This is a genomic window from Snodgrassella sp. ESL0304, assembly GCF_013344995.1.
Classification (GTDB): domain Bacteria; phylum Pseudomonadota; class Gammaproteobacteria; order Burkholderiales; family Neisseriaceae; genus Snodgrassella; species Snodgrassella alvi.
Window position 1 is genome coordinate 133,071 of the sequence record NZ_JAAEDR010000011.1, and the last position, 14,459, is coordinate 147,529.

The 14,459-nt window shown below is 42.5% G+C and carries 15 protein-coding genes; 12 read left to right on the forward strand and 3 right to left on the reverse strand.

From position 1 onward, the window contains the following. Window positions 1–15 precede the first annotated feature (15 nt). The 9 genes from GYX91_RS03165 to nagZ all read left to right on the forward strand — a co-directional run bounded on the left by GYX91_RS03165 (window position 16) and on the right by nagZ (window position 8,942). Window positions 16–1,389 carry a TolC family protein gene (locus tag GYX91_RS03165; RefSeq protein ID WP_370520365.1) on the forward strand — a complete coding sequence of 458 codons (1,374 nt, stop codon included), beginning with the start codon at window positions 16–18 and terminating at the stop codon, window positions 1,387–1,389. 603 nt (window positions 1,390–1,992) lie between these two features. After that, window positions 1,993–2,733: a DNA polymerase III subunit epsilon gene (gene dnaQ, locus GYX91_RS03170; protein ID WP_174829925.1), complete on the forward strand. Its 741-nt coding sequence runs from the start codon at window positions 1,993–1,995 to the stop codon at window positions 2,731–2,733. Continuing rightward, window positions 2,730–3,437 (forward strand): 2-C-methyl-D-erythritol 4-phosphate cytidylyltransferase, encoded by a 708-nt coding sequence (gene ispD / locus GYX91_RS03175; protein WP_174829926.1) that lies wholly within the window; start codon window positions 2,730–2,732, stop codon window positions 3,435–3,437. Before dnaQ ends, ispD begins: the two co-directional genes overlap by 4 nt. Continuing rightward, entirely contained in the window at window positions 3,434–3,916 is a 483-nt protein-coding gene (gene ispF, locus GYX91_RS03180; RefSeq protein ID WP_174829927.1) for a 2-C-methyl-D-erythritol 2,4-cyclodiphosphate synthase, read from the forward strand. The genes ispD and ispF overlap by 4 nt, the downstream gene beginning before the upstream one ends. An 87-nt stretch (window positions 3,917–4,003) precedes the next feature. After that, window positions 4,004–4,672: a ribose-5-phosphate isomerase RpiA gene (gene rpiA / locus GYX91_RS03185; RefSeq protein WP_037393496.1), complete on the forward strand. Its 669-nt coding sequence runs from the start codon at window positions 4,004–4,006 to the stop codon at window positions 4,670–4,672. 161 nt (window positions 4,673–4,833) lie between these two features. After that, window positions 4,834–5,484, forward strand: coding sequence for a thermonuclease family protein (locus tag GYX91_RS03190; protein ID WP_174829928.1), 651 nt, complete (start codon window positions 4,834–4,836; stop codon window positions 5,482–5,484). Between the two features lie 12 nt (window positions 5,485–5,496). Further along, window positions 5,497–6,138: an endonuclease III gene (gene nth / locus GYX91_RS03195; RefSeq protein WP_084585682.1), complete on the forward strand. Its 642-nt coding sequence runs from the start codon at window positions 5,497–5,499 to the stop codon at window positions 6,136–6,138. Between the two features lie 80 nt (window positions 6,139–6,218). Next, window positions 6,219–7,691 carry a DegQ family serine endoprotease gene (locus GYX91_RS03200; RefSeq protein ID WP_174829929.1) on the forward strand — a complete coding sequence of 491 codons (1,473 nt, stop codon included), beginning with the start codon at window positions 6,219–6,221 and terminating at the stop codon, window positions 7,689–7,691. Window positions 7,692–7,844: 153 nt separating this feature from the next. Next, window positions 7,845–8,942, forward strand: a complete 1,098-nt coding sequence (nagZ, locus tag GYX91_RS03205) for a beta-N-acetylhexosaminidase (protein ID WP_238791312.1) — start codon at window positions 7,845–7,847, stop codon at window positions 8,940–8,942. A 65-nt stretch (window positions 8,943–9,007) separates the two neighbouring features. Here the strand turns inward: nagZ and adhP are convergent, their stop codons facing one another. Next, a complete protein-coding gene (adhP, locus tag GYX91_RS03210; RefSeq protein WP_025330295.1) occupies window positions 9,008–10,021 on the reverse strand; it encodes an alcohol dehydrogenase AdhP in 1,014 nt (337 codons plus the stop codon). An 816-nt stretch (window positions 10,022–10,837) separates the two neighbouring features. On the opposite strand from adhP, the gene truB reads away from it, so the two are divergent. The 3 genes from truB (at window position 10,838) to GYX91_RS03225 (ending at window position 13,031) form a co-directional block, all read left to right on the forward strand. Next, on the forward strand, window positions 10,838–11,761 hold the full coding sequence (gene truB, locus GYX91_RS03215; RefSeq protein ID WP_174829930.1) for a tRNA pseudouridine(55) synthase TruB: 924 nt from the start codon (window positions 10,838–10,840) through the stop codon (window positions 11,759–11,761). 87 nt (window positions 11,762–11,848) lie between these two features. Further along, window positions 11,849–12,115, forward strand: a complete 267-nt coding sequence (rpsO, locus tag GYX91_RS03220; RefSeq protein WP_025330297.1) for a 30S ribosomal protein S15 — start codon at window positions 11,849–11,851, stop codon at window positions 12,113–12,115. A gap of 601 nt (window positions 12,116–12,716) precedes the next feature. Then, window positions 12,717–13,031 (forward strand): hypothetical protein, encoded by a 315-nt coding sequence (locus GYX91_RS03225; RefSeq protein ID WP_041879136.1) that lies wholly within the window; start codon window positions 12,717–12,719, stop codon window positions 13,029–13,031. A 293-nt stretch (window positions 13,032–13,324) separates the two neighbouring features. On the opposite strand, the gene GYX91_RS11220 is transcribed toward GYX91_RS03225, so the two are convergent. Both GYX91_RS11220 and GYX91_RS03235 read right to left on the reverse strand, forming a co-directional pair. Next, window positions 13,325–13,432, reverse strand: coding sequence for a RepB family plasmid replication initiator protein (locus tag GYX91_RS11220; protein WP_110414477.1), 108 nt, complete (start codon window positions 13,430–13,432; stop codon window positions 13,325–13,327). Window positions 13,433–13,499: 67 nt separating this feature from the next. Then, window positions 13,500–14,075, reverse strand: a complete 576-nt coding sequence (locus GYX91_RS03235; protein WP_084585679.1) for an acyl-CoA thioesterase — start codon at window positions 14,073–14,075, stop codon at window positions 13,500–13,502. Window positions 14,076–14,459: the final 384 nt, after the last annotated feature.

Here is a 14,459-nt window from a genome sequence, read left to right on the forward strand (position 1 = left end):
ATGAGAGATAATTTTGTGAAAAAACGCAGCGCAGTATGGATGCTGAGTCTGAGTCTGCTGTTAACCGCCTGTGCTACGCATAGTTCCTATCCGCAGCAAAGCATGCATAAAGCCGGAATGCTAAGCAGTGCAGAAATTGCTGCGCAGTATCAGGTTAATGCTAACTGGTGGGAAATTTACCATGATGACACTCTGAATCAGCTGGTAAATACTGCGCTGGCTAATAATGTTGATTTGCGTCAGGCAGCACTGACAGCTGAAAAAGCACGTTATAGTGCCCGCCTGACAGCAGTAGATCTGGTACCGAATGCCAGTGGTTCTCTTGGCGCCAGCAGCTCCAAAGATTTGAAACATGGCGGGGTGTCCAGCCGTAATTTTACCGGTCAGCTCGGATTAAGTTATGAGCTGGACGTATGGCAGAAAATTCGTGCCAATACCAATGCGGCACGCTGGAAATATCAGGCCAGTGAAGAGGATCTGGCAGCCAGCAGACTTTCACTGATTAATAGTGTCGTCGATAATTATTTTCATCTTGCCTACATTGATGGTGCAATCAGTTTAACCAAAGACAGTATAGAACAATACCGGCAGATTGCCAGAATTTCTCAGGCACAGTATCAGGTAGGTAAAGTCAGCAGCATTAATGCCACTAATGCCAAACAATCGTTACTGAGCGCAGAGAATAACCTGACCTCATTGCAGCAGAACCGGCTGGAAGTATTGCAGAATCTGCATAATTTACTCAATCAGCGTCCGGGTGAGGTAACGGATATTCAGCCAACACCTTTAAATCAGATTCATTTGAGTGAAGTGAATCTGAATGTGCCATTGTCTGTACTGGCTAATCGCCCTGATTTACGTGCGGCAGAATATCGTTTGCAATCTGCTTTTTCCAGTCAGCAGGCAACTAAACGTAGCTGGTATCCGAGTATTAGTCTGAATGGTGCGGTTAATTCGCGTTCTGAGGCTGCTTCTTCGGCTTTACATTTTCCTGTCGGTACGGCAAGTGTTAATGTAAATTTGCCTTTTCTCGACTGGCAGACTCTGTATTGGCAGAACAAACAGGCTAAGGCAGATTTTGAAAGTGCAAAGCTGACTTTTGAACAATCTCTGACTACCGCCCTTAATGAAGTTGAACGCTATTACCGGCAATACACGCTTAGCCGCAATACACTGGCCAATAATGAACAAAAATACCAGTACGATTTAAAAAACAGTCGCTATTACCATGCCCGCTATCAATACGGTACTAATCCGCTTAGTGACTGGCTGGATGCATTGAATACTCAGTATTCTTCGGCACAAAACGTGTTAAACAACCGTTATAGTGTCCTGCAAAATGAAAATCTGATTTATCAGGCTATGGCCGGACGCTATCAGCCGCAATAATATTCAAGCCTGCCTGTTTGAAAATATACAGGCCGGCTTTTTATAGGTTGGTTGATAATTGAATTATTTTTCTGTTTTTATTACACTGATGACTAACAAAAAAAATCGCCCCTCAAAAAGGGGGCGCAAAAAGGAACACAAACCACTACCAATAGAAAAGTGCTAAATAAATTGTTGAACAAAAACAATCTATTTTAAATCTGTGAGTATGTTCAGAAATGGCTGCAAAATATTTGTGAATATTTGTGTCGTTTCGTGAACATAGATGCATCATAAACAAATTGTTTTCTAATTGCAAATGATAGTTATTATTATTTGCAAAAATAAATGAGAATTTTATTTATAGTTTTGTTTTTAAAAGAAAAATAAATAGTGGTATATATACCCGTTAATAGAGGCTATGACAAAAAATACTAAAAAAATAATGTTTTATCCGGATAAAACCGCTTGATGACTATTAGTTTGTAATAGTCATCTGCTGGGTTTGCCTGCTGAGTAATTTGTTTTACCGGCACGGACGGCTGTTATGCACCGGAGTTGATTTTTTAGTATTATCGGAGTTTTAAGTCAGCGGTGTTCAACCGCATAAAGCATTGAATCAATATGCGTCAAATTATTCTTGATACTGAAACCACCGGACTGTATGCAAACAATGGTGATCGCCTGATTGAATTTGCCGGTGTAGAAATGGTAGACCGGCGTCTTACCGGAAATAATCTGCATCTGTATATTAATCCTGAGCGCGATATTCCAGACGAAGCTGTGGCAGTACACGGAATTACACTGGAAAAGCTACACGAAATGAATGCACCGGTGTTTGCCGGTGTGGCTCAGCAGATTGCCGACTACCTGCATGGTGCCGAACTGATTATTCATAATGCTGTGTTTGATGAAGGCTTTCTGGATATGGAGTTTGAGCGTCTGGGTATGCCCAAAATTAAAACGATTACCACTGGGACAGTTGATACGCTCAAAATGGCCCGTGATAAATATCCGGGACAGAAAAATTCACTGGATGCTTTATGTACGCGGCTGGAAGTAGACCGCAGTAAGCGTGTACTGCACGGTGCGCTGATTGACTGTGAATTACTTGGTGAAGTTTATCTGGCCATGACCCGAAGCCAGTTCAGTCTGGTAGATGAACTGATGGCTACTGCTGCTGCCAGTGAAAATCAGATTGCAGACAGCAAATATCAGATAAAACATACTGGGTTAACAGTAGTGGAACCCAGTGCAGAAGAACTGGCTGAACATGAAGCTTATTTGCAGGCGTTGGATAAAATAGTTGGCGAGCCCTGTATGTGGCGAAAATGGCAGGAAAATAGCGGAGATAAATCTGTATGACCCGGCATGTAGTGCTGATTCCTGCCGCGGGTGTCGGAGCACGTTTTGGAGCAGAATGTCCGAAACAGTATGTTACTTTAGCCGGTCAGACTGTATTACAGCACACAGTGTCGCGACTGGCACAAATCAGTGCAATTAATCTGTTTTTGATTGTTGTATCAGAACAGGATGAATATATCGATGCTGTCTATCCGGCAGATTTATTACCGCCGGATGTGCATATCCTGCGTTGTGGCGGAGAGACGCGGGCGCAAACTGTGCGCAATGGGATTGTGCAGGCGCAAAAATATTTTAATGTACAGGATAACGACTGGGTACTGGTACATGATGCCGCTCGCTGCTGTGTGAGTACGGATTCTGTAAAACGTTTATTAGCTGCTGTGCAGGATCATGCAGTAGGCGGGTTACTGGCGCTTCCCGTAGCAGATACGCTTAAACAGGCAGATGAGCAACAGCAGGTAAGCCGGACAGTGGACAGAACAGGTTTATGGCAGGCTCAGACTCCACAAATGTTTCGTACCGGTATTCTGTCCAGAGCACTGGCACAGGCAGATTTAGATGTGATTACAGATGAATCTTCTGCCGTAGAGGCGCTTGGTCTGGCTCCATTACTGGTAGCAGGGGACATACGCAATCTGAAACTCACCAGTGCACAGGATGCGTTACTGGCTAGCTATTTTTTACAGCAGGACACCATTAAATGAGTTCTTTAAGAATTGGTCAGGGTTATGATGTGCATCAGCTCGTTAGTGAGCGGCCATTGTTACTTGGCGGCGTAAAAATTCCTTTTGATAAAGGGTTGCTTGGTCATTCTGATGCAGATGCGTTATTGCATGCGATTACCGATGCACTGCTGGGTGCAGCCGCTTTAGGTGATATTGGCAAGCTTTATCCGGATACAGCTGCTGCAAATAAAGATGCCGATAGCCGTGTACTGTTACGCGGTGCCTGTGCTGCCGTTCGGGCAGCCGGCTGGCGTGTGGTCAACGTTGATAGTACGGTTATTGCTCAGGAGCCGAAATTGCGTCCTTATATAGATCAGATGCGCATAAATATTGCAGCTGATTTGAATATAGCTGTGGATGCAGTAAATGTTAAGGGTAAAACCAATGAAAAGTTAGGCTATCTGGGGCGGAAAGAAGCTATTGAGGCTCAGGCAGTCGTATTGCTGACGGCAGTTTAATCCTGTTGCGGCATCAGTTATAATTTCGTGCAGGAATAATTATTGTTTGAAATGTACTTAAAGTTAAGCTGATCAAGGAGCAGTAGAATGGCCACACAGGATGAGTTGAAACGTCAGGCAGCGCAAAAAGCTGTTGAATATGTCAATGAAAACGAGTATCTGGGTATTGGTACCGGTTCTACCGTGTATTTTTTTATTGAGGCACTGGCACAAAGTAAAAAGCAGATTAAAGGTGCAGTATCCACATCTGCCCTGACCAGTGAAACTTTAAAAAAATTTGGTATTCCGGAAGTAACACTCAATGAAGTGAATGGTTTACCGCTATACATTGATGGAGCTGATGAAATCAATCATTTATTGCAGATGATTAAAGGTGGCGGCGGTGCATTGTTAAATGAAAAAATTGTTGCCAGTGCTGCCGAGAAATTCATTTGTATTGCTGATGAAAGTAAGTATACCAGTCGTCTTGGTCATGTATCGTTACCAGTGGAAGTGACACCCAATGCCCGTTCACTGGTAGCGCGCCGCCTACTGAAACTTGGCGGAGAGCCTGAACTGCGTCTGGGTTTTACTTCTGATCATGGAAATCAGATTCTGGATGTAGCTAATCTGAACTTTGATGAGCCGATTAAAATGGAAGATGCTATTAATAAGATACCCGGTGTAGTGGAAAATGGTTTGTTTACTCACCATCCGGCTGATTTACTGGTGCTGGGTTGCAGCGATGGCGTTAAGGTATTAACTGCCAGAGTCTGAATTTGCTGCACAGAAGTATTTAATATTACAATTAATTAATACCTGCGCAGCCAGTTACCTGAAAAAAGGGTAGCTGGCTGCTGTTGTTTTAAGGGTTTATTTTACTGTCTGTGGTTTATTCTGTTCAGGCCGGCATATTTAACAATGTGGTTTTCTGATAAATGCATAAAAGAAAAAAAATTCTGACTAACTGGCGTAAAATTCTGGTCTGGGTGGCTATTATTCTGACCATCGCTAAAGTGTGGTTGCCGGAAAGTATAATTACACCTTTAGCGGAATGGACACAGAAAGCGGACAGTATTGTGCGCTCTGTACAGGATTTGCTTAATGGTAAGCCGCCTGTAAGAGGAAAAAAGTGGGCAGTAGCCAGTAAAGGACGCTATTCCGGTAATGTTGACAGTGTGCATGACGGAGATACTGTGCATATCAGAGACAAGGACGGGCATACGCATAAAGTTCGTCTGGCTAATATTGATGCGCCGGAAATCAAACAAGCTTATGGTATAGCCAGTCGCAATGCCTTAAAAGCACGTATTGAGGGTAAGTATGTTGATGTCAATGTGGTTGCTATAGATCAGTATCAGCGTGAAGTTGGTCAGATTATATTGAATAATGCAGATATTAACTTATGGATGGTTCAGCAGGGGTATGCTTGGCATTACGACTCAATTGCTAAAAAGCAGCAGGATCGATTAGGTTTTGGCCGTTATCAGAGTGCTCAGATACAGGCGCGCCAAAATCGTCTTGGTTTATGGCACAATGCCAGTGCTATAGCACCGTGGCAGTTTCGTCAGCAACAAAAAAACCGATAATAGTTTAATTTCATGAATGCACAAAAGCGCAAGAAAATATTCACTCGTTTGCAGGCTGTCTGTCAGAATCCGACTACAGAGCTGATATATCATTCACCATTTGAATTATTGATAGCTGTTATGCTCTCGGCACAGGCAACGGATGTTTCTGTCAATAAATGCACTGTACATCTGTTTGGGATGGCACCCACAGCACAAGCCATGCTGGAGTTAGGAATAGATAAAGTTATGGAGTGTATTCGGACCATCGGTTTATATAAAACCAAAGCCAAACATGTGATGGAAACTTGCCGGATTCTGGTACAGCAGTATAACGGAGATGTACCGCAAACCAGAGAAGAGCTGGAGGCATTGCCGGGAGTAGGGAGAAAAACGGCTAATGTTGTGCTGAATACAGCTTTTGGTCATCCAACGATTGCAGTAGATACGCATATTTTCCGGGTATGTAATCGTACTGGTCTGGCACCGGGTAAAACGGTACGTGAAGTTGAGGATAAATTAATGCAGGTGGTGCCGAAACAGTTCAGACTTAATGCACATCACTGGCTTATTTTACACGGACGTTACATATGTAAAGCGCGTAAACCGCTGTGTGAGCAATGTCTGATAAATGATTTGTGCGAGTACCCGGCAAAGTCGACTTTAACCGTCTGATTGTGTAACTTAACGCCTCTTTTCGTTACAATATTATTAATCTTTGCTTGTGTAAGAAAACAAAAAAGTTAGGGAAGTGGATGCGGATAAATCGCAAATATATGTTGACGGCAATTTTGTCAGTGTTGTTAGTAGCAGGTTGTGACAGGCTGGAACAATGGTTTGGCAAAAATAAAGACGGTCAGGGTTTTGTGAAGGAAATACCTGCCGGTACTGATGGGAACAGCAATCAGGTAGCTATGTTGTTGCCCGATTTTACCCGGCTGGTCGACCAGCAAGGTCCGGCAGTAGTCAATATTCAGGCTACACGCAATAACCGTAATATCGATAATGAAGCCGGTCCGGATGCTTTGCCTGACAATGATCCGTTTTACGAATACTTCAAACGCCTTTTGCCAAATGTACCGCAAACCCCGCAGGCAAATGATGATGAATATAATTTTGGTTCAGGTTTTATTATCAGTAAGAATGGTTATATTCTTACCAACACTCATGTAGTCAACGGTATGAATAATATTAAGGTTTTACTGAATGATAAACGTGAATTTCAGGCAAAACTGATTGGTGCTGATGCTCAGTCTGATGTTGCATTATTAAAAATCAATGCCGATGAATTACCGGTTGTAGAACTGGGTAATCCTGAAGAATTAAAAGTCGGAGAATGGGTAGCGGCCATTGGTGCGCCGTTTGGTTTTGATAATAGTGTGACTGCCGGCATCGTTTCAGCCAAAGGACGCAGTCTGCCGGAAGAAAACTATACGCCGTTTATCCAGACTGATGTGGCTATTAATCCCGGAAATTCAGGTGGACCATTATTTAATCTTAAGGGACAGGTAGTAGGAATTAACTCACAGATATACAGCCGCAGTGGTGGCTTTATGGGTATTTCTTTTGCCATTCCGATTGATGTGGCCATGAATGTAGCCGAACAATTGAAAACATCAGGTAAGGTACAGCGAGGCCGGCTTGGAGTAGTTATTCAGGAAGTCAACTATAATCTGGCTAAATCTTTTGGTCTGGATAAAGCCAATGGTGCGCTGATTACTCAAGTTGTTGCCGGCGGACCGGCAGCTAAAGCAGGCTTATTATCCGGTGATATCGTACAAAGTGTGAATGGCGATGAGCTAAAGAATTCAAGCGATTTGCCGGTGAAAGTTGGTTTACTGCCACCAGGTAAGCAAATCGTTCTGGGTATCTGGCGTAAAGGTAAAAAAGAAGAAATCAAGGTAACGCTGGATAATGTGTCTCCGGCTGTAGCTAATCCGGCCAGTTCTGCCAGTAGTACCATTATGCCAACTGACGGAACCAGTTTTGCCGAACACCGTCTCGGTCTGGTATTGCGGGCAACAGCTCAGGGGCTGATTATTGAAGACATCAGCGGGCTGGCTGCACAGGTAGATTTACGTCGTGGCGATATTATTATCGCCGTTGGTCAGAAACTGGTTCATGACGAAAAAGATTTTGATAATGCAGTAGCAGCCAGTGGAAAAAATGTACCTCTGTTAATCAGGCGTGCAAACAATACCCTGTTTATTGCTATGATGCTGCCGTAATTTTTTATAAAGATACTGTTCTAGTTGGATAATTAGTTAATCGTACAGGTCGTTTACACCATTATACAGGTTTTATTAATTGTTCCATTGTTAATGATGGAACACTTTCTGGTCAGACCACGCGATTCATTCAGAAAAATTTTGGAATAATTTATGTTGTCAGTACATCCCAAAGCATTAGCACGTGGTCCGGTTATGGCTGATGTGGCAGAGTTCAGGTTAAGTGATACCGAACGTGAACGTTTATGTCATCCGGCCATTGGCGGTGTGATTCTGTTCCGGCGCAATTATCAGTCCCGTGCTCAGTTAACCGAGCTGGTTGCGGAAATTAAAGCATTAAGAACACCGGAGCTTATTGTCGCTGTTGATCATGAAGGCGGGCGGGTACAGCGCTTTATTCCCGAATTTACCCGATTGCCGGCCATGCGTACTCTGGGACAGTGCTGGGAGCAGCATGGTGCAGCAATGGCCGACAAAATGGCCGAAACGGTAGGCTGGGTACTGGCTACTGAATTACGTGCCTGTGGCATAGATTTATCATTTACGCCTGTTCTGGATTTGGACTGGGGTGAATGTGCTGTTATCGGTAATCGCAGTTTTCATCAGCAGCCGGCTGTAGTCAGCTCTCTGGCAGTAGCTTTGCAACGTGGTCTGGCTCGTGGTGGTATGTCTTGCTGTGGCAAACATTTTCCCGGGCATGGAGCCGTCAGTGGTGACAGCCATCTTACTTTACCGGAAGATAACCGCAGCTGGGAAGAGTTATGGGCTGATGATATTCAGCCATTTAAAGATCTAATTCATAATGGTATGCCGGCACTCATGCCCGCACACGTGGTATACCCTAAAGTTGATCCGACAGAACCGGCAGGATTCTCCACTATCTGGCTAGGTGGTGTTTTGCGCGATAAAATGCAGTTTGACGGGGTAATTTTCTCTGATGATTTAACTATGGAAGGAGCCAGCTGCGCCGGTGATATCCATGCACGTACAGCGCAGGCTTTTGGTGCCGGCTGTGATATTGCTCTGGTATGTAATAAACCAGACTGGGTAGATAATCTGCTGACCGATTTTGTCTGGCCGGATATCAGCCGGCTGGCACAGCGCTGGCAAATGATTGCCGGTAAGGGGAGTGCAACAGAATATATTGCTACTATGCAGACACCTGAATTTCAGGCAGCTCAGCAACTGGTAGCCAGTCTGGCCTCTGCTCAGGATACTCTCAATGGTGTTCAGGTAGGCGAAGCCTGCTAATTAATTTTCCGGACAACAAAAAAGCCATAGTCAGACTATGGCTTTTTTAAACTGCCTAACAGATATCAGGCATTTTTAAAATCGATTACCATACGACCAGTAAATTTACCGGCAGTCATTTCATCGAAAATATCATTGATATCTTCCAGAGGGCGCATAGTTACTTTTGGTACTACTTTACCTTCTGCACCAAACTGGAATGCTTCACGCAAATCTTCACGTGTACCTACCAGTGAACCTACCACTTCAATACCATCCAGAACCAGACGCGGAATATTCAGATCCATAGTGTCAACTGGCAATGCTACAGCAACAATACGTCCGCCGGCACGTACAGAGGCTACGGCTGAATTGAAAGCGGATTTAGCTACAGCTGTAACCACAGCAGCGTAAGCACCACCTACTTTTTCCTGAATGATTTCTTCTACTTTTTCTTTAGCAGGGTTCAGAGTCATATCTGCGCCCATTTCGCGTGCCAGCTCAAGTTGTTTTTCATTGACATCAATAGCAATTACTTTAGCATTAAACACGTTTTTGGCATACTGCAACGCCAGATTACCTAAGCCACCAAGGCCATAAATCGCAATCCACTGACCCGGCTGGATATGAGAAACTTTGATTGCCTTGTAGGTTGTCACACCAGCACAGGTAATACTGCTGGCTGCTTCAGAACTCAGTCCGTCTGGTACTTTAACTGCATAATCTGCTACAACGATACATTCTTCAGCCATACCACCGTCTACAGTATAGCCGGCATTTTTAACTTCACGGCAGAAGGTTTCGCGACCACTGTTGCAATATTCACAATGTCCGCAGCCTTCAAAGAACCAGGCAACACTGGCACGGTCACCCACTTTTAAAGAAGTAACATCTTCACCTACAGCAGTTACAACCCCAATACCTTCATGTCCCAGTGTTACACCAGTTACGTCGCCAAAATCCGCATTTTTTACATGCAAGTCGGTATGGCAAACGCCACAGCATTCCATTTTCAGCAATGCTTCATTGGCTTTCAGTGGGCGTACAGCTTTATCCTGGATGGCAACTTTTTTGTCTTTTGTTACTACGGCTGCTTTCATAATGAACCCTTTTCATCAGTATAGAAGAAGTGTTTAGTCTGTTAGTTTCTGTTCTCAGATAAACAGACCGGTACAACCAGAAAATCATTTACCGGATAAAATCAATACCGGTATAAATATAATCCTGAATAAAAATGACAGAAAATTATACTGAGGTGTAAATGTACCTCATATTACCGATTAAATGTCATTTAAAACAGGATTAAAATATTTATTTTCTACCAGTTATTCTGACAGATATACCAGTGCAGTACCAGCACTGGTATATAAAATAATTGTAACTCTAAATAAAGCATCTGCGTAAGACTTAATTGCAGCAAAATACCATATATTTATAAGAAATTTTAATAAATTTCAATGATTCCTTTGTGCTATTGTCCTACTAATCAGATCTGCTCAGGTAAGAAAACATAAAATCTGCATAGAGGCATGCACACCTAAATTAAGACAATAAAACAGTATGCAAAATTAACTATCACATGGGTAAACATCGCTGGAAATCAAGAATAGTATGACTAACGGCATATACATCTAATCCATACACCTATCTGGGTTCGCAGATTCCACTGATAGTGAAATCTGGAAATTATGTCATCTGTGTGCATCCTGATAAGATGCTTTTATAGTCAGTTTTTAAGTTTGAAAATATAGATGTCCGAAGTTCTGTTATCGGCGGAGCTGGTAATTTTAAAAGCCAGTACTGGTTCTCAAGCCTGTTTCTAATCGAAAAAGCGACTAATCCTGAATAGGCCGGATAAAGCATGTTATGATGCGCTCGCTTAATGACCCTGAAACTGAAATTAGATAAACAACATCATGAATACCCAGACTAGCCGGCGCAAACGCGTTCTTAATGGCGTGCTGTTACTCGATAAAGACAGCGGAATGAGCAGTAACAGTGCTTTGCAGCGGGCGCGCTTTTTATATGGTGCGGCCAAAGCAGGGCATACCGGTGTACTGGATCCGCTGGCAACAGGTTTGTTACCCGTATGCTTTGGAGAAGCAACTAAATTTGCTCAGTATCTTCTGGATGCAGATAAAGCTTATATAGCGACTTTACAGCTGGGTGCGGCTACCAGCACAGGTGATGCTGAAGGTGAAATCGTTGCCACTTCCGATACTGTGATTACACTGGCGCAGGTACAGGCAGCCATTTCTGCTTTTAGTGGTGAAATTACTCAGACACCGCCTATGTATTCAGCTATTAAATATCAGGGCAAGCCATTATATGAATATGCCCGTGCAGGTATCACCATCGAACGGAAAAGCCGCCAGGTAACGATTTATCAGATAGATATTATTGACTTTACTTTCCCGCGGCTGGTTATCAGTGTGCGTTGCAGTAAGGGAACGTATATACGTACTCTGGCTGAAGATATGGCCAAACATATGGGAACTGTAGCGCATCTGACTGCATTACGCCGCACTGCTACTGCCGGCTTTACCATTGAACAGACTCATTCACTTGCTGCAATCAGTAATCTGGATGAAGCTGCACGGGATAACTGGCTTTTGCCTTGTGATGTACTCGTACAACATTTTCCGGCTGTCACTCTGAATGATAAAGATATTTTGCAGTTACAGCATGGTGTAGCCGTGCATTCTGAGCAAAATTATGGCACAATGTGCCCCTTGCGTATTTATGCTGTTGATGGCCGCTTTATCGGGCTGGTGCAATATCAGGCCGCCAGCAGGTGTTTGAAAGTGCTGCGTCTGATGAATACGGCTTATATCAGTTAAATATGTATCCGGAGTTGGTATTTGTTAATGACATATATTAGCTTGGCCAACTTGTCTGCCGTAAGGCTTTTTTTAAGAGTAAATTACATGTTATCTGTTGAACAAAAAGCACAAATTATTAAAGATTATCAACGTGCCGAAGGGGACACTGGTTCTTCTGAAGTACAAATCGCGTTATTGACTTTCCGTATTAATGATCTGACTGGTCACTTTAAAGCTAACCCGAAAGACCATCACAGCCGTCGCGGTCTGTTGAAAATGGTTAGCTCCCGTCGTCGTTTGCTGGCCTACATCCGCCGCACTAAACCGGATACCTATCGCGAATTGATTGCACGTCTGGGTCTGCGTAAATAAGCATTCTCCGTCTGAAAAAAGCCGTCTTTAAAAAGACGGCTTTTTTATACCTTATCGTACCTTTCTACTTTGAGCGAACAACAAAGGCAATTGGCCAAGGCATGGACAGCCTTCGGGGTTTCTATAACAAGCTTAAAACAACGGTAGAGAACAGGTTGAGCGTGCGGCAGGATACTTGACCAGAAGGGAACTGAAAGGGTTGCAATTGCGCTGAGTAATGATAAGGATGATGACGAACCAAGTATGTGACAAAATTGAAACAAAATAAATTTTAACGTATTGACTTATAATTTAGTTAAAGCGTTTAATTTCTTTATCAATACTGGCAGTTTTAAGTATATCAGCAGTAACTGCTACCGCTGCTGACCAAAAGCATTCTAGTGTAACTAGTATGTTGAGTAGTAAGAAACAGAATCAAAAACAAGATAATGAAGGATTGCTGCGTTTATCAGTAAGTCAGCTTAAACGGTGCAGCCAGCAACATAATCGTTGTACTGAAGGCCTTATTCCATCAGTGTTATGCAGCCTATACGTATTGTCTTGGCCCTGATAGTGGAGGTATTTTTGACTTACCTGGCAGGGCGGCGAATCATGATTGGTAATGGATATGGACAAATCAGAGTTTTCTCATGAGCAACTAGTTGAGATTAACCAGAGAGCTAATGAATTAGGTAAGGCTCTTGATCAATTTGCTCTAGATTTACGACATAAATATCATTTTTACCCTGATCTAACTGTTCATGCATGTGGAACAGCTTTAGGTAATATGATTAACATAAATATGCTTGTCTATCATCTGTGTCCTGAATTAGCACCACCATATTTACATGGTACTGATTATTCCGTTGTTGTTGAAAGGATCAAACAAGAAAAACAAGAGTTTGATAATGAGATAGCGCGATATGAACAGAAATAAGCTGCAAAATCTTTGTAAAATTAAAAAAAGCCCCAAACGGGCTTTTTTTGTTTAGCTTACAGTCTATGACTTAATCGCGCTTCAGCATGTACCATAAAATTTAATAGCTCGCTTATGATACAGACAGCTTGTAATTGTCCTAGCGCCCCTGTTTCAAGCCACGTTTTATCTTCTGCCAGAAAGAGCAGGCAGCGGCATAAGCACTATAACTAATACCTTGCACGCTAAATGCTTTAGCTTCCTGTTTTTGGTTAAATCTTAGCTGTATCCAGCGTATTTCGCGCTTACATTTTCTAAAATGAAATATCAATATTAAAATCAGTATTGGTATTGATTTGTTCAACTGCCGGAGCAATTACGAATTTTTTAAGGCTACTAATTTCTTTGTATTTGTCGCCAATAGCCTTGAATCAAGGCTGAAAAATCAATACTACACACCGGCAGAAGAGAAATGCAAACAAATCTGAATTATCCTATTTCGTTATATAAATCGGGATTTAAACGCGCATTCTGTGTCTGACACCAGTCCAGATGATCCTTATTTAAATGAAAAGCTTTTGCCTGAAATTCTTTCAAAGCTTCCTGCTGTTCCATCTTACGAGTATATGAGCGTACAAAACGGCGTACTTCATTGGATGTTTCCAGAATCAGACCGGGTACAGACTGTGGCTTACCGGTGGCAGAATCAATGGCGACCATGGTGAAATAACTGGAATTACTATGACGAATTTCTCCGGTAAGCAGATTTTCCGCTTCTACACGAATACCAATCATCATGGACGATTTACCTACATAATTGACCCGTGCTTTAATTGAGACCAAATCACCCACATAAATTGGCGTACGGAAATTAACAGTATTAATAGCTGCTGTTACCGTTACAGAACGTGAGTGTTTACAGGCACATGCATACGCGGCCTGATCCATTAAAGCCAGAATACGTCCGCCAAAAATAGTGTTGTTTGCGTTGGTATCTTCCGGATGCATCACAACAGATAACAGTACATCACTGTCAGTTGGTTTTTTATACAAAAATTCAGACATTACTTTGTCCTCAATAATACAGGTACAGCCAGATCCGGTTGAACCAATATGGTAATTTACATTAGTAAAATCAATTCTAACATACAAGCAAATAGTTTTAATATTAATGATTTTTGGTAAAGAAAAAATATACGGTCAATAGAAATATTTTTATGGCAGATTGAAAAAGACCAAAAATGCATATCCTGAGCTTAACCAGCGTCGGGACAGTCATTGAGTTTGCGATAAGGTAAAAAATATATGTTAGAATTTGACCATAATACAAAATGTATTTATAGCCTGTTACAGGCTTGATTAAAACCTCATTAATAATCATTTTGCAAATCACGCCCGGCCAGAAACCCTACCTATGTATATGCCTGTTACGTGTACATTGTTAGGTTT

Bases quoted from the DNA above. Each gene is read 5' to 3' on its own strand.
- dnaQ (WP_174829925.1), top strand. From the start codon at position 1,993: ATGCGTCAAATTATTCTTGATACTGAAACCACCGGACTGTATGCAAAC.
- ispD (WP_174829926.1), top strand. From the start codon at position 2,730: ATGACCCGGCATGTAGTGCTGATTCCTGCCGCGGGTGTCGGAGCACGT.
- ispF (WP_174829927.1), top strand. From the start codon at position 3,434: ATGAGTTCTTTAAGAATTGGTCAGGGTTATGATGTGCATCAGCTCGTT.
- rpiA (WP_037393496.1), top strand. From the start codon at position 4,004: ATGGCCACACAGGATGAGTTGAAACGTCAGGCAGCGCAAAAAGCTGTT.
- GYX91_RS03190 (WP_174829928.1), top strand. From the start codon at position 4,834: ATGCATAAAAGAAAAAAAATTCTGACTAACTGGCGTAAAATTCTGGTC.
- nth (WP_084585682.1), top strand. From the start codon at position 5,497: ATGAATGCACAAAAGCGCAAGAAAATATTCACTCGTTTGCAGGCTGTC.
- GYX91_RS03200 (WP_174829929.1), top strand. From the start codon at position 6,219: ATGCGGATAAATCGCAAATATATGTTGACGGCAATTTTGTCAGTGTTG.
- nagZ (WP_238791312.1), top strand. From the start codon at position 7,845: ATGTTGTCAGTACATCCCAAAGCATTAGCACGTGGTCCGGTTATGGCT.
- adhP (WP_025330295.1), bottom strand. From the start codon at position 10,021: ATGAAAGCAGCCGTAGTAACAAAAGACAAAAAAGTTGCCATCCAGGAT.
- truB (WP_174829930.1), top strand. From the start codon at position 10,838: ATGAATACCCAGACTAGCCGGCGCAAACGCGTTCTTAATGGCGTGCTG.
- rpsO (WP_025330297.1), top strand. From the start codon at position 11,849: ATGTTATCTGTTGAACAAAAAGCACAAATTATTAAAGATTATCAACGT.
- GYX91_RS03225 (WP_041879136.1), top strand. From the start codon at position 12,717: ATGGATATGGACAAATCAGAGTTTTCTCATGAGCAACTAGTTGAGATT.
- GYX91_RS03235 (WP_084585679.1), bottom strand. From the start codon at position 14,075: ATGTCTGAATTTTTGTATAAAAAACCAACTGACAGTGATGTACTGTTA.